A 26068-nucleotide genomic window follows, 5' to 3' on the forward strand; every position below is an offset into this window, starting at 1 on the left:
TCAAAGCGCGTCATGAGCCCTATCAAAGGCATGGCGGCCGGTTTCGAGGTGTACAGCATCGACGAAACCTTTTGCAGCCTCACCGGCCAACTGATTGACCTGACCGTGTTGGGGTACTGCACAACACGGCTGTGTGCGAGATATGGGGCATCGGTCACCGCCTGGCGGCTCACCTGTAGTCGATGGACATAAAGTTTCCACATGAAGTCGGCGTCAAGCGCAAGGACGCGCGTCGTGTGTTCTGGTCTGGGTGCGACTACAGTGTGCGTTAGGTAAGCTGAAAAAAACATGTTCATGCAAGCTATTTATCAGGCTGAATCTGCAGAGGTGTCATATGGATATTTTGAATACGCTTCGTTCATTTATCAAGGTTGATGATTCAGCGGCTCAAGCCACTCAAGAAGCCGCTCAAAAAGATGTTAAGGATTACTTGGATATTCTCATGCGATTAGGCGAAATCAAAGCTGAGTACCTGAAATTGAAAATAGTCGAGGCGCTGCGTTCATTAGCCACCTCTGAAAACGAGGCAGTGCCAATTGAAAGTATACTCGAAACCTCCTCTAAAATTTACGCCACAACAAAAATAGAAATTGACGCAGTAAAAACGTGATTACTCCTCTTATTTCGGAAATATCACCAGGCTTGGAAGGTGATCGAAAAAAAGCATGGATTCGTTGATCGAGAATTTAATCTCAGGTTTTCTGGGTGGACCAAAAAGCCCTGAGGATACCAAGGAACACTTTTTTGTATATGCTGAAGGGCTCTCGCTAATAAGGCTTGACGTGTATCTGTGGGAACAAAAAATTAATTTTTCCGCACTTGGTCAAAATAGTCTCGGCAGTGTGCTAGTGATGACCTACTGTAAATCTGCGATTAATGCAGAGAAAATAAATTTGAATACATTTATTACTCTATACCAATATCAATTCGCCGGAACTGAAAGCGCCATGGATGCGAATGAGTTCAACAGAATCAAACAAATCTTTTATTTTCTTCGTACCGGAAAAAGCGGGCTGATCCCTGGACTGAAAAATTAGCGATGCCGGCTAGGCCATCTACGAAAATATCCTCCGAGTTTCTTGATAGCCTGCCATATAGTGTGGTCGCCATTGTCTTGGACCGCCTGCGGCTCCATTAGCCCGGGCGGGGCTTCGCGGACCCGCGGTTTCGTCAGCTCAGGTACTGCCACCTTTCGACGCGATCAGGTGTACACGGAAGTGAAGGTGGGTGACCTTCTGTCTGTCCCTGCGGGTGTCGATCACCGCTTTGAACGGTTTAGCGAAGACTTTAGGACCTGGGTAATTTTCTTTGGTCAGGTGCACCCCGTGTCAGGTTCTGCCAAATCGGATGGTGCACCATGAGTCCTGCCGTTCTGGTACTAAGCCCAACCATGCCAGCGTTGGTTGGTCAGGTCGGTATTCGTGCCCACTGGGCGTCTTTTGATGTTGCAACAATCAGCAACCGAGTCATGTCAGCGGGCGACAACCATAACGTTCGTTGGCTTTTTAGCGTCAGGCCAAAGGGTCATCAAAGGTCAACACTCAATTTGGGTCCTCTTTAAAGCGAGCGCCTATGAATAGGAAAGCTACCCAATTAAAGAAATAAGGATCCAATTCGTAATTGCTCAATAATCTATACACCCGCTGGTTGCAGAACAAAGCCGCACTACACTGGGCTCTGCATGAAATTGGCCGAAACCATTTCAGCCCGCCACCAATAGAACCAGTAAGGTTGCGCCCATCAAGGACTGATGGACGGCGTGAATACCCCGACGCTACATGGCGGCGCTCGTAGAGCCTGCAGGTGACTGCTTGCCAATGAAGGTCAAGACTGCGAAGCACTATCCCAGTGCTACACCTGTAACGACCACGCTACCGCGTCGGCACCCGCTGGCAACATCATTGGGCATTCAAGGTCCGAGGCCGCACGAAAAATCGCCTCGGCCACATCCTGCTCCTCGGTCACACCACCTGAAGCCGCTTGTTTACGCAGGTTCGCCATGGCCTGTTCGGCGAAGCCTGCATAGGCAGCCGGGAAGCCTCCACCTGCAGCGATCTCGGCGCGGGCGGTATTGCCGAACTCGGTACCGGGCGCCTGGCCCGGCAGCACGACCCGCACACGAATACCCAACGGTTCAAGTTCCAAGGCGGCGCATTCACTCAACGCATTAATAGCAGCCTTGCTTGCACGGTAGATCGACAGCAAGGGCAACGGTCGATAGGTGGTACTGGACCCTACATTGATAATCACCCCCGCCCCCTGGGCGCGCATACCCGGCAGCACTGCCTGCATCATTGCCACTACGCCAAAGGTGTTGGTTTCGAAGACCTGGCGTACCCGTTCCAGCGGCGTGCCCTCAATGGCGTTAGCCCAACCAATACCCGCGTTGTTGACTAGCACATCGACCGCACCACTGGCCTCAATAACGCTCGCGATACTGTCGGGATTCGTGACGTCCAGTGGAAGGACTTGCAACCGATCGCAGGGCGCTAACGTATTGGCAGAAGGGTCACGAAGGGTCGCGATCACCCGCCAACCTTGCGCCAGGAAATAAGCAGCCGTCGCTCGGCCGAAGCCTGTGGAACAGCCTGTGATCAGTACAGTTTTCATAGTGAGTGTGCTCGTTTCAAGGGAGACCCTACGATAGGTCCGCGCCCCTGAGCGTGCTAGCATCGAGCGTCCGCCTTTTATGGGTGATAGTCCGACAGTGAACGACCCTCTGGCTCAAGTAATTGAGTTACTCCGCCCCCGCGCGGCCTTTTACAAGCTGGTGACTGGCCGTGGCGACTGGGCGGTACGGCCACCCGCTGGGCAGCCCTTCTATGCGGCGGTCCTGGACGGCCAGCCACAGCTATCAGTCGCCGGCGAACGCCCCGTTCTATTAGGGCGCGGTGATTTCGTGCTCATCCCGGCCGCACGGCATTTCTTGATGAGCAGTTCAGCGCAGGCAGACGACCAAGCGTTGAGTGACCCTGCGGAGTTGGGCCCTGGTGTTTTTCACATTGGCGAGCCCGGCCCGTTCGACACCCGCCTGCTGGTAGGTTACTGCACCTTCGACTCCGACGACACCGCCCTGCTGATGTCATTACTGCCCGGTTTGGTGGTAGTGCGTGGCGACCCTCGCTTGAGCACCCTGGTCGAGTTGCTGGACGAGGAAGCCCGTGCCGAACGCCCTGGGCGTGATGCCATCCGCTCACGCCTGCTGGAAGTGCTGCTGATCGAAGCGTTTCGCGCAACCACCGCAGCAGCGCCACTACCCGGCCTGCTCCGTGGGCTGGCGGATGCCAGGCTCGCCCAGGCATTGCGCTGTGTGCATGAGCAACCTCAGCGCCCTTGGACTGTTGCAGACCTGGCGCGCGAGGCCGCCCTCTCCCGCTCAACCTTTTTTGAGCGGTTCAATAGAGAAGTCGGCATGGCGCCCATGGAGTATGTGCTCAGTTGGCGCATGGCGTTAGCCAAACGGCTACTGCTGGAGCGCGTGCTCAGCCTGGACGAGGTCGCCCTTCGCGTCGGCTACAGTTCATCGAGCAGCTTCAGTGCGGCCTTTATCCGCCGTGAAGGGCAGGCGCCGGGGCGTTACGCGCGGCAGAAGGCGCACGCTTAATGTCCGGTTAAGCCCCTTCAGATCAGGCGCCGAACGCACCGTCAATGGTATGCATGGCGCCTGTCACAAAGCCTGCTTCTGGGCCTGCAAGCCAGGCGACCATTCCAGCGACTTCTTCAGGGCGGCCATGGCGCTTGATTGCCATAAAGCTGTGCATCAGGTCCCTCATCGGGCCGTTCTCGGGGTTGGCATCCGTGTCAATCGGGCCCGGCTGTACGATATTGATCGTAATACCGCGGGGGCCAAAATCCCGAGCCAGCCCTCTCGCCATGCCTTGCAACGCGGATTTGCTCAAGGCATAGGCGGCCATGCCCGGCAATGGCATACGGTCGCCGTTTACCGAGCCGATAACAATAATGCGCCCGCCTTCGGGCATGTGCCGCGCGGCTTCCACTGAGGCATGGTAAGGGGCATGCACATTGATGCGAAGCAAGCGATCAATGGCGTCGGAGTCCTGTTCCAGGGCGTCGCCAAAAATAGCGATCCCGGCGTTGACTACCAGTATGTCCAGAGGGCCGCTCTCCCGCACTCGGTCAATCACTGCATCCCGGTCAGCGCTGTCAGTTACATGCGCGCTTGCACCAGTTTCGGCAGCGAGCACGCTCGCAGCGTCAGGCGAACCTGAGTAGGTGAACGTTACCTTTGCCCCCTGCGCTGCAAACCGTTTTACGATCGCCGCGCCGATACCCCTGCTCCCGCCCAGCACCAGTACTGTTTTGTTTTTGAAAGCTGACATGGACATGCTCCTGATTAATGTAATTCATGCTACAGTAATCGCCCATTACGCTGTCAAACACTTTTGTAAGAATGACTACAAAAAAAGTATCCACCCGTGGCCGCCCCCGCCAATTCGACCCTGATCACGCACTGGTCACCGCACAGCGCCTGTTTCATGCCAAAGGGTACGATGGCGTTGGCGTCGCAGACCTGACCAAGGCCTTGGGCATCAACCCTCCGAGCTTCTATGCAGCGTTTGGCAGCAAGGCGCAGTTGTACCTGAAGGTACTTGACCGGTACGCCCTGACCGGCGCCATACCGTTAATGCATATTCTCGAAGCAGACCGCCCCCTCGCGGTCTCACTCTCGCAACTGCTTGAGCAGGCTGCCCACAGCTACGCTGCGGACCCCTTAGCCGCAGGTTGTCTGGTGCTGGAGGGCACGCGAAGCAATGATGTGGAGGCGCGAGAGGCTGCCTGCGGCTTTCATCGCGCCGCCCAGGAGGTCATTCGAAACAGCATTGCAGCGCATTATCCGATGGAGGCAGACCGCCTGGCAGACTTCGTCTGCACCACCATGGTTGGGCTATCCGCAAGTGCACGCCATGGGCAGAACCTGGAACGGCTTCTGGCGACGGCACGGCTCGCGGCTGTGGCCATTACGCAGGTTCTTCCTGCCTAAACCACTTCGAAGTGGAGAAGGCTGATGGCCAACCTGGCCTCACGCAACGCATCAACGGGTGCTGAGGTTGCGTGTAGGGTAGTAAAACCCAAACCAGGGAAACTTTCAGCAGGTTCAGCCCCTGTTTGCCCCCTGCTCAACCATCAGTTTCGCTCGCCATTGCCGCCAGTTCAAAGGCAGGCCACCTGGGTTGTTCGCGGCATAGTTGTGGAAGGCATGCAAGAACTCCAACCGGTCCTTCAATAGCGGCCGTTTGGGACCTGCGCCTCGGTCCACATCCGTCATGTTGTAGTCGTAGCCCAGCTTGGCCATACGATCGATGATGGTCTGAGCAGAATAGTGCTGTGCGTTCTTGAGCATATCCATCATGGTCATAGCGGTAGTGGTACGGCCGCGCCCTCCCAGGCAATGCACCACAATGGCTTCGTTCGCCTGCAGGCAATGGCGCATGACGTCTACCAACTGGTCCGTTGCTTCGGGGCTGGGCCGGTTGTGGTCGGTAACGGGCACGCGACGATAGGTGGCGCCGGCCGAATTCACTATTTGTTCTTCGGTCTGAATATGCAAACCCTTCAACGTTGTCGTTTGCGGGTCATCCTTGGTCCCTTTCACATAGGCGGCATCCACCAGTGTTACGGCGTCTTTTTGCTCAAGGTCCTTAAAAAGGGCTTGCTCGCGTGCGCTTTGCTCCGCCTTGCCCAAGCCTGGATGAGCCCAGTCCAAAGGCCCACGGAACGTGACGGGCAAACCATTGATCACGGCATGGGGCTCTTCGCGCAAGTCCAACACCGTAAGCGGCCCACTTCCCAGCGCCTCGCGAATAATGTTGACCTGCTGTACAGAAGAAATCCGCTCACAACCTGCTAACTTCAAGTCGCTCAGCCCACCTTTTTCCATCTCCTCAGGCAGCGAGCTCAGGTCAGCCGTTGTGCGGAAATACGCCATTTTGCCGTTCTTGGGCGGTGGCATTTTGTCGATGGCCATCACGCATTGGTCGTCGGCTTCTCGGGCGGGCACTGCATAGTTCAAAAAGGTGCGGTTAAGCCCCGAGGGTGCCCGCCCACCTGCCGCAACCGGGTGCTGAGTTGAGGTGGAGGTAGGTTCAGAGCGAGCCAGGTCTACGGAGGCCTCACCTTCAGGGCCCTGCAGTTGAGCGCTTAGAAGGTCAAAGCCGGACTTACCCGTGGGCCGAGCCTGAAGGGTCAAGGTACTGGCTGGCAGCGGGTTTCCCTTGGTCACATTTGCGCTGGCCGACGGCTTGATTGACGCCTTGTAGACCACGCGCTCAGGGCTGGTGGAGTGGAGTTGGAAGGTTTCATGGCGCAAAGCGTCGCGCACCAGTGAAATAATTTTCTGCCCGTTTTTATCGGTTCGGGCTTCGGCATCCCTCAATCCCAGAATAGCGTTGTCACTGAGCCGGGAGGGTGAGAGTTTGGAGGGGTGATCAGCCTGGGCCTGGGCGGTTGCCCCTTGGGCAGGCTCGGGGTTGTTTAGCGTTAGAACGGCGGGGGCAGGGGTACCTTTTAAAGAAATCATTATTGGACCTTTTTTCTTATGAGCATACGGGCCGCGTGTAGCGGCTGGGGTCCATGTGTGGTCGTCAGGCTTCGTGAGTTCCAATTGAGGTTTAGCAACCTGTCAGAAGCATTGCAGAACCCTGGCTTGTTAGGCCAAGCGCCTTGTATGAGCGCGTTCCAATTCAAGCAAACCTTAACCAACTTAAACTAACTTAATAAAATTTAGTATGCGTAAATTTCAGAACCACACATTGCCCTAAAATGGAAAAAATTAGTTAACGCGCTGTTTACTTCTATATTAACATTGACACCGAAAGGCCGAGGAAGGCCGCTCACACATTGCAACTAAAGCCTAAACTCTAATTATTGACAAGGACGCAAACACTTATGCAACAAACCACCCAGCCTGCCCCCTTAGCCACTGGCGAACTGATTGAAACGTTCCGCCAAGGCAAGGCGTTCCTGATCTTCGTTCTGATACTGGCCCTTGCGTTTTTGGGTATCGCCGCATTCGTATTTTATTTGAGCATGGCCTTTCCCATGAGCGACAGCGGTTCGGTCAGCCTTCACACGGCCCAAGGCATCGCGCTCAACTTCGATTCAAGGCAGGCACTGCTGTATTTCACAACAGGCTTTTTGATTGTTGTAGGGTTGATCCTGCTCGGTATGTACGCGTGGCAGAAAAAGCTGCGCAATACGGATTACGAGGTGTATGAGCATGGCCTTGTACGTATCACCAACGCACAACGCACCTACACCCCCTTTGCTGAAATAGAAGACCTGTACCTGTTCAGTTCCGGGCAAGTGGCCTTTACCGGGGCGATCACGAACCTGGCCTATCGCCGTAATGCCGTCGAGCCGTTTCATCGCGTCATCCCAAGCCTCAAAGGCTTTTACAGGTTCCAGGCGCTGGTTCGTGAGCTGCATGTACGCGCGCGGCTACCGCGGGTGGTGCAAACCCTGGAGTCCGGCGGCTGCGCAGTGTTCAACTGCATTGACTCAAAACAGGTGTGGCGCAAGCGAATGGGCGGCAACTTCCTCAACATCACCACGGCACCCATTTACGTGAGCCGGGATTTCATTGAGTACCAAGGCAACAGCGTGCCCCTGTCATCGCTGCGTACCGTTGACCTCAACGCATGGACTGAAAAGGTGGTAATCCAGGCCGAGAATGGCAAGCCTATCCTGTCTACCATCGCTACCGGCATCTTGAGCCATGACGTGTTTCTCAATACGCTCGATGTATTGATGGCTGCCGAGGCGCCTGCGCCCCTCACGTCCGCCCCGCGTAATGATCAATCAACCTGTTCAGCAGAATTGCCAGCACAATGATCACGCCGGTGATTGCCATCTGGTAGAACGACCCCAGCCCCAGCAGGTTGAAAATATTGCGCAGCACCTGCAACAGCATCACCGCCACCGCCGTGCCCAGCACGCTGCCCCGGCCGCCGAACAGGCTGGTGCCGCCCAGCACCACGGCGGCGATGGCGTCCAGCTCAAGGCCCTGGGCGGCAGTGGGTTGGCCTACGTGCAGGCGTGAGGTCATCAGTACACCGCCGAACGCCGCCAGCACTCCGCAGATGGCAAACACCCCGATGGTCACCGCCCGTACGGGTACGCCGGACAGCCGTGCAGCCTCCAGGTTGCCGCCGGTAGCCAGCACGTATTCCCCGAACACGGTGTAGCGCAGCACCAGCCAGGCCACCAGGGCGATGGTCAGGAACACCAGCCCCAGCACTGGGAAGGCAATGCCGGCGCTGGGCAGGATGTCCACCATGGCCGAGCCGATGCGGGTAAAGCCTTGGGGCAGCCCGCCGATGGGTGCGCCATCGGACGCCAGGAAGGTCATGCCACGAAGGGACACCAAGCCGGCCAGGGTCACGATAAAGCTGGGCACTTTGCCAAACACGGTGATGCTGCCCATCAGGGTGCCGATCAGCAGGCCTGCTACCAGTGTGGCCGGCACGGCGAGCCAACCGCTCACCTGCTGCTGGAGCAGCACCGACACCAGTATGCCGCCCAAGGCACACAGGCTGCCCACGGAGAGGTCGATGTTGGCGGTGAGAATTACGAAGGTCATGCCAATGGCCACGATCCCCACAATGGCCCCTTGCTGGAACAGGTTGGCGATGTTGCTGAACGTGAGAAAGTCCTTGGACAGAAAGGTCGCCACGGCCACGGCAAACAGGAAGATAAACACGAAGTTGTAGCGCATGCCCCACGCCAGCACGGTGTTGCGCTGGAATGCGGGCAGCATGGCAGGTGATGACGGCAAGTGTTTGCTGGTGGTGGTCATGATTCAGGCCCTTGTTCCCATGAGAATGGCATGCTCGATCTGATCGCGGCTGGCTTCGGCGGGGTCGAAGCAGGCTACGTTGCGGCCTTCGTGCATCACCCAGATGCGGTCGCAGTTCACGTACAGCTCTTCCAGTTCGCTGCTGGCCACCAATACGGCGGCGCCCTCCTCGGCCAGGGACCGGGCCAGCGCGTACAGGTCGGCTTTGGCGCCTACGTCCAGCCCTCGGCTGGGTTCGTCGAGCAACAGCAAGCGGGCGCCATCGATCACCCACTTGGCCATTACCACCTTCTGCTGGTTGCCCCCCGACAACTGCCGCACCGGCTGCTCCAGCTGGCCAAACCGCGTGTTCAGCCGCTTGAGCACTGGCTCGCTGCGCTGCCGGGCCTGTGTATGGGAAAACCAGGTGAGGTGGCGGGTGTGTACCAGGGTGGCGTTTTGGTAGATGGAAGCATCCAGCAACAGCCCTTGGGTCTTGCGGCTTTCCGGCACCAGGCCTACCCCCCGGCTGATGGCCTGCCGTGGGCTGTGAACGCTGTAAGGCTGGCCGAAAAGGTGTACCTGCGCCTCCACCTTGCTGGCGCCAAACAGCCCCATCAACAGGCTGCTGCGACCGGCACCGTTCAGGCCGGCCAGGCCTACGATCTCGCCCTCGCGCACCTCCAGCCCTTGCACGTCCAGGCCTTGTGCCCCCTGCAAGCGCGTGACCTGCAGGGCCAGCGCCGGGCGAGGTGGCGTACGTGCGGCCCGCTCCAGTAACTCACGGTGTTCTCCCACCACGGCCGCTACCAAGGCAGTGTCGTCCACTTGGCTCAGCGCCAAGGTTTCCAACGTGCGCCCGCCCCTGAGCACCGTTACTCGGTCACCGATCTCCCGAATTTCGTTCAGCCGGTGGCTTACATACAGCACGGCCACGCCGCTGGCGGTGACCTCACGAATCACCTGGAATACCTGTTTCAGCTCGGTCTCGTTCAACGCTGCGGACGGCTCGTCCATTACCAGCACCCGCGCTTCGCAGGTCAGCGCCCGGGCAATGGCCGCCAATTGCTGGTTGGCGATGGACAGGGTTTCCACCCGGGCCGACGGGCTGAACGTGGCGCCCACCCGGGCCAGTGCCTGCTTGACCTTGGCCGTGCGACGGGCACGTGACACCAGGCCGAACCGGTGCGGCGTATACCCCAGCATCAGGTTTTCTTCCACGGTCATCTGCCCCACCAGGTCCAGCTCCTGGTAGATCATGGCAATGCCCGCCTCCCGCGCCTGTTGCGGGCGCTTGAACGAACGCACGTGCCCGCCCACGCACAGCTCGCCGCCGTCCGGGCGGTGGGCCCCGGCCACGATCTTGAGCAAGGTGCTCTTGCCCGCACCGTTGGCGCCTAGCAGGCAATGCACTTCACCAGGGGCTAGGCACAGGCTGGCATCGGTGAGCGCCACCACGTTCGGCGGAAAGCGCTTGGACAGGTGCCGCAGTTCCAGGGCCAGTTCAGTCATGGGGCTGCTCCAGCAGAAAGCGGGCGGTGGCGGCATCCGTGGCCAGCACATTCACATAACCGGCCCGCAGGCAGGCCAGTGCCACCCGGTGCTTGGCTTCGCCCACACAGACCGCCATGGACCACGCCTTGTCACGCAAGGCCTCGGGCCGCAGCCCCAACGTGCGCGCATCCAGCTCGGGCATCACCACCTGGCCGTTGGCGTCTACGAAACGGCCCATGATGTCGCCCACGGCCCCGCGTTGGGCGAGCGCTTTGAGCATGGCTTCGTCCACGTAGCCGGACTCCAGCAGCACCGAGCGGTTGGACAATGCCCCTGGGCTGAAGCACGCCAGCGGCGCTTGCTCGCCCAGGCGCAGCACGCCAGCAATGATCGGGTCCTGCTCCAAGGCCTCGCGGGTATGGGCGTTGCCCAGAATGGCAGGCACCGGCAACAGGGTGGCACGGCCCCGGGCCGCCTGGGCGAAGCGTTCGGCCACGTTATGGCTGGGCTCGCCGACCGAATGGGTACTGATGGCGCCGTTGAGCAGCACCACGTTAAGGGCCTCGTTCCAGCAGGGGGTGAGCCACTGGGCCATCTTGGTGAGGGTACGCCCCCAGGACACACCGATCAGTTCGGGCGCGGGCTGCAGGTTGCACAGGTAACGGGCTGCGGCCTGGGTCACGGTATTCAAGGCGCTGGCATCGTTGTCGTCCGCGACCACCAAGGCTTCGCGCAAGCCATAGCGGCGTTGCAATTCCGCTTCCAGGGCGGGCAGGCGGGTGGTGCGGGCCACGATTTCAATGCGCACCACGCCGGTATCACGGGCCTCCCGCAACAGCCGGCTTACCTGCCAACGGGTCAAGCCGGTTTCCCGGGCAATGTCGCTCTGGTTTTTCTCCAAGTCATAGAACAGCTTGGCCACCTGCACCATCAGGTCCTCGCGCTGGGTCTCGTTGGGCATGCGCGGGGCTGCGGTATCGGCCTCGGGGGCTTTGGTCCAATCGTTCATGCGGCGGGCCTCACACTGCTCACGGCGGCCGGCAAGGACCGGCACGTAATAGGCGCCACGCTTTCCGTGGCCTGGCGGTAACGCGCCAGCAGCTCCACATAACAGTCGTGGGCTGCAGGGTCTGGCTCAATCAAGGTGCCTTGGGTGGTGAAGGCCGTGGCTGCTTCTTGCAGGGTGCCGAACAGGCCGAGGGCGCAGGCAGCCGCGGCGGCGGTGCCAATCAACGTCAGGTTGTCATGGCTCACCATCTCAAAGGGCACGCCGGTGGCGTCCACGGTGGCTTGCAGCCAAAGGGGGTTGTTCTGAAAGCCGCCCGCCGCTACCACGCGGGTGATGTCGATGCCCTGGGCGCGCCAGGTCTCGAACACGTTGGCCGAGCCCAGGGCAATGGCTTCCACCGAGGCACGGTACAGGTCCTGACGGCCATGGTTCAGGGACAGGCCCAGGATCGCCCCGCGCATATCAGGGGCACGATAGGGTGTACGGTTACCCATCCAGTAGTCCAGTACCAGCAGGCCGGTGGAGCCAGGCCGCAACGCCTGCGCCTCTCGGATCAACGCCTGGTGCCCCGCCGCGTCCAGGCCAAACATGCTATGAGCCAGCCAGTGCAGGATTGAACCGGCAGACACCTGCCCGCCCTCCATCAGCCACTGGCCGTCCAGCAAGGCATTGGGGTAAGGCCCCCAGATGCCCGGCACGTCAATACGCTGGGGGGTGTGCATCAGCTGCACCACCGACGTACCCCCAATAAAAAGCAGCTCGCCCGCGCCAGTGGTGCCCGCGCTGAGCATCGCCACATGGGCGTCGATGCCGCCTTGCGCTACCAGGGTATCGTGGCTCAGGCCCAGGTGGCGGGCGGCGTCGGCGCACAGGGGGCCAATGGGGCCGCCTACCGGGATCACCTCCTGAGGCAGCTTGGCCCCCAGTTCCGGCACGCCCAGTTGTTCGTACAGCTCCAAGGGAAAACGCTCACGCTGGGTGTCGTAGTTCCATTTGCAGCTGGCATTGAGCCGTGAGGCGACCCAGCGCCCGGTCAGGCGGAAATTGAGCCAGTCCACCGCTTCGCAGATACGCTGTGCCGAGGCATACACCGTTGGTTCGTGGCGGGCCAGCCACATAGCCTTGGGCACCAGCCACTCCACGGCATCGCCGCCATGGTTGACCATGGGATGGCGCACCTGCGCGGTGTAGGCGGACTCCTCGCCTGCACGGCAGTCCATCCACAGCAGCGCGGGCCGCAGTGGCTCACCGCTGGCGTTGGCCGCCACCACCGTGGACGCCGTGGTGGCCACACACACGGCGCTCACCTTAGGGTGCCCGGCCTGGGCCATCAGCTGCCGGCAGGCATGCCCCAGGGCGGCCCACCAGTCCTCGGGGGCCTGCTCCGCCCAACCAAGCTGCGGGTAGTGCGTGGCGTACGGCGCTTGCGCCACCTGTACCAGTTTGTGGCTGTGCAGGTCATACAGCCCGGCCCGTACACCGCCGGTGCCGAAGTCCAGGCCCAGTAATAGGCTCATCGATAACACTCCTGCAGTGGCTGCTTGTTATTGTTCAAGGGCGGAAAATCACCTTCGCCGCCACCTCGCTGCGGTCTGCATACCGCTTGAACATACCAGGCAGTTCGGCCAGGGGCAGGTCGTGGGTGACCATGAACTGCCATTTCAGCTCACCCGACGCCAGCTTGGCGATGGAGGCTGTCCACTCATCCCCTGGGAACGGCGCCGAGAACGAATTCCAGGCCCCATGCAGGGAGATTTCCTGGCGCAGGAACCAGGAAAAAGTGGCAGTACTGATAGGCACATCAGCCACCGGAATACCAATAAACACCACATGCCCACCCGCCTTGGCCAGCTGCACCGCCTGGTTGATGGCGCTGGGGTGGCCCGCGGCCTCAACCACCAACTGGCAGCGCGGCAAGGCAGCGTCGGCCGTACCGCTAAGCAGGGTGTGCGTGGCGCCGGCTTCCCGGGCCATGGCCAGTTTTTCTTCCGCGATATCGATGGCCACGATTTCATTGGCGCCCATCAGCCGCAGCCACTGGATCACGAACAGCCCGATGGGCCCGCACCCCACTACCGCGCCGTTCTGGCCGGCCTTGAAATCACTTTTCCAGATGGCGTGCAGGGCGATGGCGGCCGGGTCCACCAGGGAGGCGGCCACCGGGTCCATGCCCTGAGGCACCTTGATCAGGTTGGTAAGGGGCACGTTCACGAACTCGGCATAGGCCCCATCCCGGCGGCTGCCAAAGTAGTCGTACTGCTCGGAGCGTGAGGGGAAGCCTCGCTGGTACTGGTCGCTGGACACGTCCGGAATCATGGGTGGCACGGTAACCAGCTCACCCACGGCATAGCCTTCCACGCCCTCCCCGATCTGCTCGATAAAACCGGCGAACTCATGGCCGCAAATCAGCGGCATGCGGTGCGCGCCTTTGCTCAGCATCCGCGGAATGTCCGAGCCGCACACCCCGCAGGCCGCCACGCGCACCAACGCATGGCCCGCTTTCACTTCTGGCTTGGCCACCTCTTCCACACGGATATCACCTGGCTTGTACATGACAGCAGCTTTCACATTGAAACCCTCTTGGTTGAACGGCGTGTCACCGGTGCACGGTCATTGGGCCGGGCGGTATTCGCCGAAGGTGGACGTGTGGTTGACCTGGCCCGCGTTGGCCTTGGTGAGCACCTGGGTGCCGGCGTCCACAAAGGGAGGAACAGCCTGGCCAGCGACGAGCTTGCGGGCGGTGTCGATGGCGACCTGGCCCAGGTAGGTGGGGTCATTCAAGGCAGTGGCCACGTACTGATCGCCATTGCCGATGGCCTCGATGGCTTCAGAGAGCCCATCCACTCCCGCCACCAGCACATCCTGGCGCCCCCGCTCCTTCAGCACCTGCAAAGCGCCCATGGCCATGTCATCGTTATGGGCAACCACCGCGTTGACATCCGGGTTGGCCTGGAGCAGGTCCTGCATGGCCGTTACCGCGTTGGCGCGCATGTATTCGCTGTAGGGGCCTTCAATAAGGGTGAAGCCGCTGCCGTCGAACGCCTGGTGAAAGCCCTTGCGCCGCTGCTGCATCACCGTCCCACCCGCATCCCCCTGAATCTCGATAACTTCGCCGCTGGTAACGCCCTTGGCCTTAAGGGCAGCCAGCAAGGCACTGCCAGACAGGTTCCCCATCTTCACGTTGTCTCGGCCAATGGTAGTCGCCACCTCGCCGTTGATGGCCCGGTCTACTGCGATCACCGGCACATGCCGGGCCTTGGCAGCCTCCAGTGATGCACCGACGGCGTCCGGGTTCACGGGGTTGATGATGAGCACGTCGACTTTCTGGGTGAGCAAGTCTTGAACGTCGTTGTTCTGCTTGCTGATGTCCCCGTTGGCGTCGAGGAACACCAGGGTGTCACCGCCCTGTGTGGCCGCTTGCCGCGCGCCATCGCGCAGTTGAACGTAAAAGGGAGATTGCAGCGTGACCTGGCTGAACCCGATTTTTAGATCCTTGGCCTGGGCAGGCAGCGACCCGGCCAGGGCAGCAGATAACACAAGGGCCAAGGCCGTAGCGCGACGAATATGAGCGGTACCGCGAGGGAGCAGCAGCATAGTGAAAGCCTCTTTTTTATTGTTGTAGGTCGGCAATGGCCCGGCTAGGGGCCTGCACATGTGATGTGTATTCACATTTGTGAAAGGAGCCTAGTCGCGGTGTTGAGGGTGGTCAAGGCGAAGGGTGCGGGTTTTTTGGGGCTTGGCTAGAACGGGGGATTACCGAGCAGGGTAATCAGATCACCTCGGCGGGTGTCCGCTGTCCATACCGCAGAAGCGTGAAAGGGCTTTCAAGGTGTCAGCAAAGCTGTGCTGACACTCATCAAAGTAGACACTCAGTTTCGGGTGAGCGGCCCTCCCCCATTCGAAGGCAGGCACCGTGTGAACGATCATGTGTTTGAATTCGCCAACGGTTTCTGTGCCTGAAAACTCGCAACGAAAGACGGGAATGCACATGAACAGGCGTTGCCGTTTTACGGCAGGGATGGCGCCCAAGAGTGAATGATAGGTGCTAGGCACCGCCATAGCGTGCGTGAACCCGTAGTGGTTTTGGTCAAGCTCGTAAACGGTTGGCCTGCTTGGCTCTAAACATTTGGGTGCTTGATCCATCACGGCAATAGCAAAATCGCGATCTACTCGATTTTCGGCTGCAACTGTAAGGTCTTGTGCAAAACCGCTTTTAAGTGAGTAGTGATAGGTTTTCTTGGGTAACGTATGCTGAAAAAAATAATAACCCCCCTCACGCGTTTCGATAGCGTGAAAGCACAGGGCGATGTCTTGTTTGCTGAGCATGGAATTCCCTTTGGCGTTTATTCTAAAAAACTGCTGAAGCGGATTATTGCTGAATTCGGAGCCTAATCTGGAATCATTATTCATCGCTCTCCCGATTCAGGAGATAGGCGAAGAAATCTGAATAGCGGCCCCATACATCCGGTGCATTGTGAAAGCGCATGTAATTCAGGTTCTCGACTTCAACAGCGTCGCACCATATCACAGCTGGGGTATTGAAAACGTCTAGTACAATAATGCTCACCGGCGGTTCAGCCAGCACGACAAGCCCCTTCCTAAGGCCAACCGCATTTCGTATTCTTAATGTTTCATCGACAACATTCGTAGCAGCACCAGCCGCTGCAATTTCATGGTGGCTTATACCTCCAAGCGAACCACCGCTGTAAAATTCTGCTATCGACTTGAAGTCCTGGGGGAGTTCCAAACCGAGGGCAGATTCGATGGAGAGCAGAGTGTTTTGAGTACAGCCTTCGTTGCCGTACAAACTCAGGTATTGGCTTTTCAATCTCTCAATATCGGACATAAATCCACTTGATTACTGACAGCGTGTGACGCCTATAACCTAGGCTATAGAATTTATGATTCAGGCTAATATAGGTAGCCCCTATCGTTTACCTGCACCCTACTCTCACAGTTTTTCAGAGGGCAGCCACTCTGTTTCTATTCTATATTCGTTACCCAAACCCAATAGACCAGGACACATGCAAATCACATAGACATTAATTCGACAATATGCACTAGCAATTGAGAAAAGCAAGAAAATTCATCATACACATTATCGAATACTTGCCGATCCCTTACCTGAAAAACGCCAGAGCGCTTCTCGAAGACATATATATCCATATCGCTGTCCCCAAGAATCAGGTAGTCTTTCATCCACTCCAAATCCCTCCAATTTAGATTGACTTCCACAAATCCCAGGTTTTGGCCGGAACCGTCCAATAGTTGGGTACGGCAGGTTGAATATAAAAACACACCGTTTTCTGCAAGCCCATTGTGAATTTTCAGAAAATCCAATTAGTCGGAGGGTGGTAAGCTTCCCAGTTCTTTCTGGCACTCTTCAGAAAAGCGCAATGTTTCATCGAGGCCTGCACCTTCAGGAAGGGGTAGGAAATTTTGCAAAATATTCAATACAGCATCAAACTGTGCCATTATAGAACCCCAACTGGAGGCGCAATATCAACGTCATTTATCGGGCGCTTAAATATCTCAAAATCAGCGTGAGCAATACGGCATACATCGAGAATGTGCCTAGCGCTTATTGAGATGACCAAGCGGTGATTTTTGGCTAGGCCAAAGTCATGAACCCCTGGTTCTCCGGTGACTTTCAGCCATAGAAAAGCCGGAAGCACATCCAGGTTATTGAGTTCGTCAAACAGGTCGGATCTTGAGACCTCAACCTTATCCAGTTTGAAGCCAGACAGGTGGGCACTGATGAGCTTATCACCTAGGCTTTTTGAAACAATAAAACAAGGAAAGGCTTCAAGAAGCTCATCACCGAGCCAGCCTTGAAATTCGTATTCCAGCTTATGTACAACGGGTGGGTGCTGGGAAGTGTCCATGACGGTATTCTCGCCAAGCCCACCCGCAACTTCAGGATCAACATAGTAAAAAATACGTCCTCCAAGGCTATGATTAGTCACGTAAGCCTGCAAACATTAAGGCACCCTGAGAATCTATTAGTATTAAACTTGAGCATTTGATAAAACCTTCAAAAACTATTTGGCCCTTTAGCACTTCAACTTTTTCAAACTACTAAGCTCCACCTGTATGTAAAACGGCCGAATAGCAAGGTTACTGAGAGTTGCCAGGATCTCGAAGCTTGGTATCCTCTAAAAATATGGACATCCATGTATCCATTGTTTCAAATATATCCATGCCACGTTCCGGGGTAAACGGCTCCTCGTGCCACCAAATAAGTCCGTTATTTTTTGCAGTGCTGTCGATATCAAGCGCAATATAATCGCCACCGCCATTGGAAAACAAGGCAAGCCAACTTTCCGCAAACTCTGTATCCTCTTCGTCCATGCCATCTGAAATAAAAAACATGTCCTCTAACGCGGCTGGCCCCATCGATCTGGCCGCATAGAAGGTGAACCCATCATGTACACTATTGTAAAAATCCGCCAACCTTCCCTGTATTCCAAACTTGCCTAGCATTTTCTCCTTCGGCGTAGCGCTAATCGGTGCACCGCCCATGGAGTAATAGAGGCCATTTGAGTCATGGAAAACATAAATCAAATTGACTGTACTATCCTTTAGAATTGCAGTGCCCAACAGCCCTACATCTAAAAGAGAAGTCACCCAAGGAAATTCGTTTTTAAAAAGATGCCAAGTATCCGGAAATCTAGGGGGGTCTGTACCGCGAATGCCAAACCCCTCCCAACCCTCAGGGATCACTAACCCTTGTGGTAGTTCGCTAAGGGAGAGATAAACGTCCTTGCCAGCGAAATCGGCTTTAAATTGCTGGACTATCTCTTCTGTGTTCATAACTGCGCTCCAGCCTATTTATCGACTTTCAAGATCAATACCAGTACAAAATACAGCTTCATACTGCTTGAAATAACCATTCGTTGGAATTAGAGTTTTCTAAAAAAATCCCCATCCACGCATCCATAACAGGCCAGACTTCCACATCACAATCTGGAGAATTTTGATCCTCATGCCACCAAATATAAAAATCAGTAGACGAGTCATTCCTTACCATAGTGATATAGTCGCCCATACCGTTAGAAAATATGCCGACTTGGTTATCAATATCATCTGTATCATCTTCACGCAAATCGTTGATACTTGCGAAATCCTTGATGCTCGATGGACCCATGGATCGATCTACATAAAAGAAAAATCCATTGTGCAACTCATCGTAAAAATCCTTTAGCTCTGAGGGCAAATTAATATCACTGCTCACCTCAACATACTTAAGCGACAACCCACCAAAATATATACCAATATTCTCATCTTCTGCGTAAATGTAAGCCAAGTAAAAATCATTATTATCTGATATAACTGCCGTACCTAAAACACATTCTCTTAGCCATTTGAGCACAGTTGGTAGTCTTGAGGCGTAATCATTCCATTTTGCCGGAAACCATGAACTGAGCGTATCACCAACACCAAAACCACTCCATTCATCAGGGATTACCAGGCTGGATGGTAAATCTGAATGGCTAAAATATATCTTATGATTTGGAAGCTTTGAAATGACCAGCTTTTTTAGCTCATCAATTAAATCTGCTTTAGCCATATCAGTGCTCTCCGAGTAAACCATAAATATAATTTTGTATCTCCGGCATTAGCTTTTAAGCTCTGACGATCATACCAGACTTGAAGTCCGGATCAACTTCGATATAGCCTTTTTTGTATAGCTTACATTTGGGAAAAGAATTTGCACTCTTGGATGTATTCGCGGTTCCGCTTAGCCCGACAAGATTAGGTTCATAGTTCAAAACTAAGACCTGATCCTCAAATGAAAGCCTAGCGAATCCATCCATTTTAGTTATTGTCTTTATAGGAACAATATGATCAGCATGTAGCGAACTGGTAATTTTAAGACCGGGAAGCCTGGATCATCCATAGGAAGCATCACTTCTTCGTTCACCTTTTGTCTAATGTCCATCGTTACCAATACCCCGTTTTCTGCCCGTGTCGGTGGGCTCGCGGTGTATCGAAAGCAGCCGGTCGCCCTTGCCGTAGTCGTACGTCTGGCGTCCGTCCTCGTTTACCTTGGCCAGCAAGCGGCCAATGGTATCCCGCTCACACCCAGTCACCCGCTCGGGTCGATTGTCCCGCTCCCCAAAGTTGATCTCTTCCATCTCGGTCAGGTACCCGCCTGCGTTGTAGGCAAAGCGCCGGGTGAGCTGGTCGATGCGCTGTTCCTCGATCAGGCGGTCGGCTGCATCGTAGGCAAAGCGGTAGGTGGCGGTGTTCTCGTTGCGCAGGCCTATGAGGCGCTGGACCTCAGGGTGCTGCAGGCTCAGTACCTCGCCTCAGGCTTACGCTCAGGGTGGTGGTCTGGCCCAGGACGTCGGGGATCGCTGGTGACAAAAATCAAATAATGTTTCATCCACTCCAAGTCCTTTCAATATTCGGAGGGAACGAGCTTTCCTGTTCCGGTTGGCAGAAAAACGCAAGATTTGGCTAGGGTCTGTACCACTAGGCAAAAATGCGCATCTTAGGCAACTTGATATAAGGCTGTAGACAGATACCACTCCCAAAAACTACGACGCTGTTCGGGATCTCCGTTTCTATCCAAACCGCCGGCGAATGCAGAGGCCACTAAGTAACTAGGCTTAAATGCTTCAGGATCTAGCTCATAGTCATCTGTATCATCTGACAGGTCTAAAAATAAATCATCCGTTGCCGTCACAATGGTATTTGCAGCGGCATGCCCAATAAACATGGCGGGGTACTCATGCGGCTCATACGATTGGTTTTCTACAATATCGACGTAAAACTCATCTCTTATAGCAAGCCCGTCGCCTTGAGAAATTATGCCTGTTGCAACCTTGTTAGCTACATCCAAAATTTCTTTGAGCTCATTGTCGCTACTGAATTTTGTTAACCATATGGATGCACCATAAATCACGCAAAGAGAGTCTAATTTCGTGAGTTTTAATTTTTTCTCATCAACAGTAGAGTCTTGCGTAATGCTTCCCCATAATAGTCCTCTTGATTTTAGAGAGATTTCTCCAGCGGGCGAATTTTGCAACTGCTCAAGCGCCTTTTTAATAAGGGCTTCTGATTTTTCGTTCATTCTGACCTCGTCATTCTATTGATCACTCCTTCGGATTTAAAATTATCATTACCACGGAAAATTACTAAGAACAGGATTATATAAGCCGGCAGAGTTACTGTAAATACCAATACTAATCGTCTAGCCCGCTTTCAATACAGACTTATTAATAAATAAATACTTACCAGAAAACTCCGACTGATCTCAATCGTGCAAACCGTGATCATCCAAGATATTCAAGGCCATGTCCGCAGCGCCTCTAATATCCTCATTTTTCGATTTTTTCGAAATGCTAATTCCTGGCCGCAATAACTCATCAGCAAATGCCGCGGCTGATTGAGTACACCAGTATCTAACCCCATCAGAAACGTGCTCATCTTCGAGAACAATTTTCAATGACTCAACCACATCACTTTTTTGCATTTATAAAAGAAGCCCTCTACAAGTTGATAAACACCCAAACCGTCTCCATCACCGAAAGATCTCAGAAAAAGCATAATCGCTTTTTCATCGGGATCAGAAATAAAATAACGTCTTGCGCTATCGTATCTATCTATTAAATCCTGCGTGATATTTTCGTCATTAGGCATTGGCTGATGCTGCTGTAGAAAATTTAAAGCTTCGCTTTTATTCATTATTAATACCCCAAAATCTTTTATCTTTAGCTATCAACTCACTAAATTTCCTAATTATAATAGTTTCTTTCGTAATTCGCATTGGGTGAAATTTGCCTAACGTCATACGCATCTCTAGCTAGATATTGCCTTTTTAATCTTACCAAGCATAGGCGGTCAGGCCTAGGACATCAATAACAGCGACTAGGTGGTGGCGGTTGACGTGGCGGTAGTAGGTACTCTTGTTCGAGTAGTCCAATAAGCGTTCCAACTGGGCCAGGGTGTTCCACTACAGGTATTTGCGCTTGAAGGTGGAGTGCTATCGGGTTTAGCTCATAAGAAAGTTGAGAAACCTGAATCAACTTAAACTAAAATTCAGAACCCTGCTGTTTTTCAAATTCATCATCAGTTGCCTCAAGTATTTGTTCTACATCACGCAACTCAATTTTAAATTTTTCAATATCTGCTCCCTGAGAATAACTCGAACCAAATGGGAGCTCATAAAAATCAGCTTTTAGATTTTCGTCTTTAACAACCTTCAACACTGACCTTATCAAATCTGCATGAGCTTGATAATCTCCGTCAAATATTTCAGTCTCCAACAATGGGTGTGCGGTGCTACAAGCGCTTTTTATAGATTGCAGCGAAACATTGAAATCCGCTGAAAACGCAACAGATTTTTTGCGCTTGGCACTTCATCAAGGACCACCACAATAACAGACATTACCACTCCTCAGTACAATTGGGCTTATAGCTTAACCAAGATATTTTTCTCCAATTTACGCCATGCCATCATTCGAATGCTCAGCACGGGTAGCAGGATAATTTTTTTATAGGTTGTGCATACATCAAAATGTAGACCTTTTCGCGACAAACGGCCCTAGGTTAAATATTAGAGAACCCTATGGCGCTGAGCTTGCCGCTAATTTACAGATAGGGGAGAAGCTTTCGCAATAGATAGGCGAACAAGTCTAATACCTTACTGACAGTCATCAATTCGCGTACAGTTTCATCGGTAGCATGGCGACGGCGCATGTGCTAGGCCAGCATGACTTGCCAAGAAGGCCGCAGGGGATCGGCATCGCTGACCAGGCGGGCGAACTCGTCGTCCACGAAGGTGAGCGGGTTGCCATCGGACAGGGCCGACTTGGTTATGTTGCCTTTTTCGTCCAAATCGATGACACACCGATCACCCCTGTACTGGCTCTGCAGTCCTTGGCGCAGCCCTGCCACAATGACCAATGGATCTTCATGAAACACGATCTAGCATAAGGTCGACCATATATTCAAAAAGACCCAAAAAACTATCAAATTCTTCATACACATTATCAAATGCTTGTTTATCTCTTACTTGATATGAATTGCTGGCAATATCTAGGACATATACATCTTGGTCACTATCCCCGAAAAAGACATATGCACTCATCCACTCTAATTCTCGGGACAAAACATTCATCTCAACAAAGTCCAAGGAGCACCCATTATCCCCTGCAATTTCGATTGGCCTGGTGGAATAAAGAAATACACCTTCAACAACTAAACCGTCAAATTTTTTCAAAAAAAACAAATATTGATCTGGAGGTGTTAGGCCAAGGTCATTTTTACATCTAGCCAAAAAAATTGCGAGGTCAGCTTCAGTTGCCCCTTCAATGAATCCATAGCCATACTCCTTGCATTTGGAGGCTATTACATTTAACTTATCAAAAAAGTCATTCATGCTATTATCCTAAATTGGCGGCGGTGGATATACTTCGACGTCGATCATTGGCCAACTTTCACTTTCACTTTCCCCATGCTTTAGACTTCTCTACAGCACGCTCTTCATAGAATCTTACCTGGCAACCTACATTATTTACGTACAATGATTCCTAGAAAGATCTCTTCAAAGCCATATCAAAATAGTACTCTAAAAAATCGTTAAAATTCTTCCACTGTGGGATTAATTTTCCGCTTTTGAAATCTAATAACTCTTGTCCTACTGATAAGCCAACCACCTCTTCAGTTTCCTTGTTATAGAAAAATCCGTTTTCGCCCTCAAAACTATCCAATGGAATATATTCGCGCGGCAAACCTAGTACTTCATGAGTACTTTTTATTGCAATATCAAAATTGGTATTTTTCGAAAACCAACCAATATGGTAAATCTCCTTGCCACGACCTATGAATGTAGGCCCATCTTCTACGTGCATATAAAACTGAGAGAAATCCGAATCCAAATCTACGTTAAGGTTCACTAATTCACTTTTATATTCCGTACTTTCATCGTCACACCACCAACCTTTGGCTTTAAAAAAACATACAAGATCATTAGATATCATATTTTTATCCAGAGTTTAAAGAAGGGTTAATATTTCTGAAATTTCTTTTGTAGTCATTGATTGACCACACTTCTTCCATTAAACGTTTTAGTCAATATAAAAATATTCTTTGCTTACCGGGTTGATCTGCCATGCACCACTTGGTGGCTCACAGCTACGCAGGCCAATTTCTGTAGCCGGATCGCAGGTGGACTCTTCACCTTCGCCGATCTGGCCCTAATGCCAGTCTACGTAAGGCTGTTGTTTGCATAGGTGTATGCTGATTTCACCGCACACCCTGTTCACGATGCAAATGAGACTCGAGGCCTAAATAAATTACTTCCTATATAAACCTTCACCCGGATCTGCTCTCAAGTAAAATCTCCCTACACTCCTTGATTTTGGGCCTTTTCGATAAAAATATCCATCAAATCTCCTTGAATACTATCTCCATCATAGGTGAGAGAAAAATCTCCATCTATATTGTCTGGAAAATGCACACCGTCTATTGTTCCAAAAATCACTGAAGCCGTATCTGCAATCACTAATTTTAAGAAATTTATCACTTCGTACTTATCTTTATCTGAAAGCTTTGCGAGTGCAGCCCTCGCCTTTCCGTAAGGGCCATTATCAGAATTTACCGGTTTGCTTAAAGAAGCAGAATATTGATTAAAATTTCTCTCTAGAAGCTCTGCATATATAGCTTCAATTAATTTTTGATCAGCGTCCATTGAGACTTAACTCTTTTTTGGAGATTAGCAAACAGTGCTATTCTAATTAGTCTTACTCCCCTCGGGCATAATTACAACTAAAGCTTATTTCTATGACATACCATTATAAATATCGTGCAAATCAGCGCCAGCTGTTAATTCTGCTGAATTTTCTCCTTTATACAGCAAAGATAGTTCTCCTATTTTCTCGCCGCTCTCAATTGCCCGCACTCCATCCAGCACACAGAAAAATCCAAAAACCGCTTCCTCTACTGATTTTTTTATAATCAAATCAATCATATCTTTATCAGCTTGCTTTTGTCGATTATAGTATTTTGAGATATATACGAGCTTTTGATCCGGCTTTCTACCAGGCGGAGAAGTTATGACGTCAATGGTATCCGATATGGCGGCATCGCTCACAACAAGCTTGATCAATGATACAAATTCTTCAGAAGTCATTTGATTCCCTTATTTCAAAAATGCTTTCGGGAAAATCTTTTACTTAAGCTAATTAGATTCTAATTTTAGAACCAAGCAATTTATTATAAACCCCAAGGCTTTAATATGCCTCACTAAAAGTCCCTCTGCGCGCCCATGAAACTTCCTATAATCAGAGGTACCAACCTATGCACTGTATCATGTAGCGCAATAGACTAAGATATAGCTGAGCTAGCCTTGCAGAGTTTAAATAACGTAATTTAACCGCTGCGCCCCTCGAAACCAATAGCTAATCCATACTAAAAATCCATTAACATTCCAGCTCTTCTAAAAACCCCAGAAAACTTTCCGCAACAGGCAGATACTCTTCTGTATCCATAAGCCAAAGCCCAATCTTACCTTTATCAGACCCCACAGTTTCTAACAAAAATAATCCCCTCCCTCATCAAAAGCGAATGATATTTTCCCCGACAAAAGTGGAAAATCGCTTATCAGCTCTTCATAAGCCAATTCGACAGGAATTTTACCGTACCTAATAGGGACGAAACCTGAAAGCAGTAATGAGTTAGGCTCATTTTCCTCCAAGTCCCCACCATTCTGGCCATATAAAAAGAAACAAAATCATTTGGCAATTTAATTTTAAGATTTCTTCCAGATTATTGATATCAACAATCGCAAGATCAGGTTGCGAATGTTTTAGATTTACCAGCATGGATCGTGCTTACCAAACCGCATAAAATTCTCATTCTCTCCGAAAAACAGAATATTGTTTTTAATTTTACGAATCGGCGCTATTCTCTTCAACAAACTCTGGAGCCGTTTCAAAACCCTTTGTTAAGATATCTAGAAAACTGTCAAAGCCATGGCATATAAAATACAGATTGCCAGTATCATTCTCTTCAACAATATCGTGCGACCTAATTTTGCTATTTACATGAAGATGAGTTCTATCCCAATAATACATAGTACTTTTCAGCCCATTCAAAATCACGTATGGGTTACCGCCTCCATCTTCCCCAACAATTATAGCACCCGGCACATAACCTAAATCACTTGCAAACTCCTTATTGGAGCTAACTAAATCATTAACTTCATCATCAGGCGAAAACCCAAATAACCTATCAAAAGCCACAATACCTTCATCTGCTACATCTAAATCTATCTCACAAAAATCCGGATGATCCACAAAAAATCCATTCATTTTTTTTAAGAAATTTTTATAGTCCTCAGGAAGCACCCGACCAATTTCTTTTTCGACGAACTCTATCTGGGATTTATCTAAACCTTTTTTGTACAAAATTGCCATAACTCACCGCTTAACATGTAGCTTTAATTTTTTTCACGTCACCAAAATGGATAAATCTCTTGGGAATCTCTTTAGGACACTTGCATTGTGCGCATGTTTCCGTATGGTGCCATGTATTTTTAATATAATCGGCCACCCCTCTAGGGCCTGAAGCATCAGCTTTTCTGAAATCATCACTAGGGTTTTTCCATGATTTCCTTTAAGGCCCATAACATCAATTTTTTGACGTTCAAGTGGAATGAAGTCTGGACAACCGCCTGGATATCTTACCTCATTCCCTTCCTAGTCCTAATAAACCCAAGTCCTACCATTCATTTCCGAATTCACACTTCCTCCTCGTTCTGG

Annotated in this window: 31 protein-coding genes; 7 read left to right on the forward strand and 24 right to left on the reverse strand. The window is 52.5% G+C overall.

The window, feature by feature from the left end; genetic code table 11:
* Positions 1–12: 12 nt before the first annotated feature.
* From ACSAMW_RS04985 to ACSAMW_RS04995, 3 genes are all read left to right on the forward strand, one after another.
* Positions 13–192 carry a hypothetical protein gene (locus ACSAMW_RS04985; RefSeq protein WP_500592947.1) on the forward strand — a complete coding sequence of 60 codons (180 nt, stop codon included), beginning with the start codon at positions 13–15 and terminating at the stop codon, positions 190–192.
* A 142-nt stretch (positions 193–334) separates the two neighbouring features.
* Complete coding sequence (locus ACSAMW_RS04990) at positions 335–610, forward strand: hypothetical protein (protein WP_500592948.1); 276 nt, start codon at positions 335–337, stop codon at positions 608–610.
* 55 nt (positions 611–665) lie between these two features.
* Complete coding sequence (locus ACSAMW_RS04995) at positions 666–1037, forward strand: hypothetical protein (RefSeq protein WP_500592949.1); 372 nt, start codon at positions 666–668, stop codon at positions 1035–1037.
* 814 nt (positions 1038–1851) lie between these two features.
* On the opposite strand, the gene ACSAMW_RS05000 is transcribed toward ACSAMW_RS04995, so the two are convergent.
* Entirely contained in the window at positions 1852–2610 is a 759-nt protein-coding gene (locus ACSAMW_RS05000; protein WP_500592950.1) for an SDR family oxidoreductase, read from the reverse strand.
* Positions 2611–2689: 79 nt separating this feature from the next.
* On the opposite strand from ACSAMW_RS05000, the gene ACSAMW_RS05005 reads away from it, so the two are divergent.
* Positions 2690–3604: an AraC family transcriptional regulator gene (locus ACSAMW_RS05005; RefSeq protein ID WP_500592951.1), complete on the forward strand. Its 915-nt coding sequence runs from the start codon at positions 2690–2692 to the stop codon at positions 3602–3604.
* Positions 3605–3626: 22 nt separating this feature from the next.
* Here the strand turns inward: ACSAMW_RS05005 and bdcA are convergent, their stop codons facing one another.
* Positions 3627–4340: an SDR family oxidoreductase gene (gene bdcA, locus ACSAMW_RS05010; RefSeq protein WP_500592952.1), complete on the reverse strand. Its 714-nt coding sequence runs from the start codon at positions 4338–4340 to the stop codon at positions 3627–3629.
* A 71-nt stretch (positions 4341–4411) separates the two neighbouring features.
* Here bdcA and ACSAMW_RS05015 point away from each other — a divergent pair, with 71 nt between their 5' ends.
* Positions 4412–5002, forward strand: coding sequence for a TetR/AcrR family transcriptional regulator (locus ACSAMW_RS05015; RefSeq protein WP_500592953.1), 591 nt, complete (start codon positions 4412–4414; stop codon positions 5000–5002).
* A 114-nt stretch (positions 5003–5116) separates the two neighbouring features.
* Here the strand turns inward: ACSAMW_RS05015 and ACSAMW_RS05020 are convergent, their stop codons facing one another.
* Positions 5117–6538 (reverse strand): phosphatase domain-containing putative toxin, encoded by a 1422-nt coding sequence (locus tag ACSAMW_RS05020; RefSeq protein WP_500592954.1) that lies wholly within the window; start codon positions 6536–6538, stop codon positions 5117–5119.
* A gap of 368 nt (positions 6539–6906) precedes the next feature.
* On the opposite strand from ACSAMW_RS05020, the gene ACSAMW_RS05025 reads away from it, so the two are divergent.
* Positions 6907–7851 (forward strand): hypothetical protein, encoded by a 945-nt coding sequence (locus ACSAMW_RS05025; protein WP_500592955.1) that lies wholly within the window; start codon positions 6907–6909, stop codon positions 7849–7851.
* Here the strand turns inward: ACSAMW_RS05025 and ACSAMW_RS05030 are convergent.
* The 12 genes from ACSAMW_RS05030 to ACSAMW_RS05085 all read right to left on the reverse strand — a co-directional run bounded on the left by ACSAMW_RS05030 (position 7793) and on the right by ACSAMW_RS05085 (position 18867).
* Positions 7793–8815 (reverse strand): ABC transporter permease, encoded by a 1023-nt coding sequence (locus ACSAMW_RS05030; RefSeq protein ID WP_500592956.1) that lies wholly within the window; start codon positions 8813–8815, stop codon positions 7793–7795. The two genes, ACSAMW_RS05025 and ACSAMW_RS05030, sit on opposite strands and share 59 nt — an antisense overlap.
* Before the next feature lie 3 nt (positions 8816–8818).
* On the reverse strand, positions 8819–10306 hold the full coding sequence (locus ACSAMW_RS05035; RefSeq protein WP_500592957.1) for a sugar ABC transporter ATP-binding protein: 1488 nt from the start codon (positions 10304–10306) through the stop codon (positions 8819–8821).
* Entirely contained in the window at positions 10299–11297 is a 999-nt protein-coding gene (locus ACSAMW_RS05040) for a sugar-binding transcriptional regulator (protein ID WP_500592958.1), read from the reverse strand. Before ACSAMW_RS05040 ends, ACSAMW_RS05035 begins: the two co-directional genes overlap by 8 nt.
* Positions 11294–12814, reverse strand: coding sequence for an FGGY-family carbohydrate kinase (locus ACSAMW_RS05045; protein ID WP_500592959.1), 1521 nt, complete (start codon positions 12812–12814; stop codon positions 11294–11296). Before ACSAMW_RS05045 ends, ACSAMW_RS05040 begins: the two co-directional genes overlap by 4 nt.
* Before the next feature lie 34 nt (positions 12815–12848).
* The gene (locus tag ACSAMW_RS05050) at positions 12849–13865 is read right to left on the reverse strand and encodes a galactitol-1-phosphate 5-dehydrogenase (RefSeq protein WP_500592960.1); all 1017 of its coding nucleotides are present in this window, start codon (positions 13863–13865) and stop codon (positions 12849–12851) included.
* Between the two features lie 42 nt (positions 13866–13907).
* Positions 13908–14891: a substrate-binding domain-containing protein gene (locus ACSAMW_RS05055; RefSeq protein ID WP_500592961.1), complete on the reverse strand. Its 984-nt coding sequence runs from the start codon at positions 14889–14891 to the stop codon at positions 13908–13910.
* 180 nt (positions 14892–15071) lie between these two features.
* A complete protein-coding gene (locus ACSAMW_RS05060; RefSeq protein WP_500592962.1) occupies positions 15072–15707 on the reverse strand; it encodes a hypothetical protein in 636 nt (211 codons plus the stop codon).
* Positions 15700–16143: an SMI1/KNR4 family protein gene (locus tag ACSAMW_RS05065; RefSeq protein ID WP_500592963.1), complete on the reverse strand. Its 444-nt coding sequence runs from the start codon at positions 16141–16143 to the stop codon at positions 15700–15702. Before ACSAMW_RS05065 ends, ACSAMW_RS05060 begins: the two co-directional genes overlap by 8 nt.
* Positions 16144–16328: 185 nt before the next feature.
* Complete coding sequence (locus ACSAMW_RS05070; protein WP_500592964.1) at positions 16329–16637, reverse strand: YrhA family protein; 309 nt, start codon at positions 16635–16637, stop codon at positions 16329–16331.
* Positions 16638–16771: 134 nt separating this feature from the next.
* Entirely contained in the window at positions 16772–17263 is a 492-nt protein-coding gene (locus ACSAMW_RS05075) for a hypothetical protein (protein ID WP_500592965.1), read from the reverse strand.
* A 151-nt stretch (positions 17264–17414) separates the two neighbouring features.
* Positions 17415–18110: a hypothetical protein gene (locus ACSAMW_RS05080; RefSeq protein ID WP_500592966.1), complete on the reverse strand. Its 696-nt coding sequence runs from the start codon at positions 18108–18110 to the stop codon at positions 17415–17417.
* Between the two features lie 58 nt (positions 18111–18168).
* Positions 18169–18867 carry a hypothetical protein gene (locus ACSAMW_RS05085; protein ID WP_500592967.1) on the reverse strand — a complete coding sequence of 233 codons (699 nt, stop codon included), beginning with the start codon at positions 18865–18867 and terminating at the stop codon, positions 18169–18171.
* 364 nt (positions 18868–19231) lie between these two features.
* Here ACSAMW_RS05085 and ACSAMW_RS05090 point away from each other — a divergent pair, with 364 nt between their 5' ends.
* The gene (locus tag ACSAMW_RS05090) at positions 19232–19678 is read left to right on the forward strand and encodes a hypothetical protein (RefSeq protein WP_500592968.1); all 447 of its coding nucleotides are present in this window, start codon (positions 19232–19234) and stop codon (positions 19676–19678) included.
* A 116-nt stretch (positions 19679–19794) separates the two neighbouring features.
* Here the strand turns inward: ACSAMW_RS05090 and ACSAMW_RS05095 are convergent, their stop codons facing one another.
* From ACSAMW_RS05095 to ACSAMW_RS05135, 9 genes are all read right to left on the reverse strand, one after another.
* Entirely contained in the window at positions 19795–20376 is a 582-nt protein-coding gene (locus tag ACSAMW_RS05095; RefSeq protein ID WP_500592969.1) for an Imm5 family immunity protein, read from the reverse strand.
* 371 nt (positions 20377–20747) lie between these two features.
* On the reverse strand, positions 20748–20990 hold the full coding sequence (locus tag ACSAMW_RS05100) for a hypothetical protein (protein WP_500592970.1): 243 nt from the start codon (positions 20988–20990) through the stop codon (positions 20748–20750).
* A gap of 347 nt (positions 20991–21337) precedes the next feature.
* Positions 21338–21574, reverse strand: coding sequence for a hypothetical protein (locus ACSAMW_RS05105; protein ID WP_500592971.1), 237 nt, complete (start codon positions 21572–21574; stop codon positions 21338–21340).
* A gap of 433 nt (positions 21575–22007) precedes the next feature.
* Positions 22008–22229: a hypothetical protein gene (locus tag ACSAMW_RS05110; protein WP_500592972.1), complete on the reverse strand. Its 222-nt coding sequence runs from the start codon at positions 22227–22229 to the stop codon at positions 22008–22010.
* Entirely contained in the window at positions 22219–22686 is a 468-nt protein-coding gene (locus tag ACSAMW_RS05115) for a YrhA family protein (RefSeq protein WP_500592973.1), read from the reverse strand. Before ACSAMW_RS05115 ends, ACSAMW_RS05110 begins: the two co-directional genes overlap by 11 nt.
* A 151-nt stretch (positions 22687–22837) precedes the next feature.
* Entirely contained in the window at positions 22838–23287 is a 450-nt protein-coding gene (locus tag ACSAMW_RS05120) for a hypothetical protein (protein WP_500592974.1), read from the reverse strand.
* Between the two features lie 365 nt (positions 23288–23652).
* A complete protein-coding gene (locus ACSAMW_RS05125; RefSeq protein WP_500592975.1) occupies positions 23653–23997 on the reverse strand; it encodes a hypothetical protein in 345 nt (114 codons plus the stop codon).
* 90 nt (positions 23998–24087) lie between these two features.
* Positions 24088–24438, reverse strand: a complete 351-nt coding sequence (locus tag ACSAMW_RS05130) for a hypothetical protein (protein ID WP_500592976.1) — start codon at positions 24436–24438, stop codon at positions 24088–24090.
* A 757-nt stretch (positions 24439–25195) separates the two neighbouring features.
* A complete protein-coding gene (locus ACSAMW_RS05135) occupies positions 25196–25723 on the reverse strand; it encodes an SMI1/KNR4 family protein (RefSeq protein WP_500592977.1) in 528 nt (175 codons plus the stop codon).
* Between the last annotated feature and the right edge of the window lie 345 nt (positions 25724–26068).

The sequence above is a fragment of the Pseudomonas sp. AB39(2026) genome (assembly GCF_059831485.1).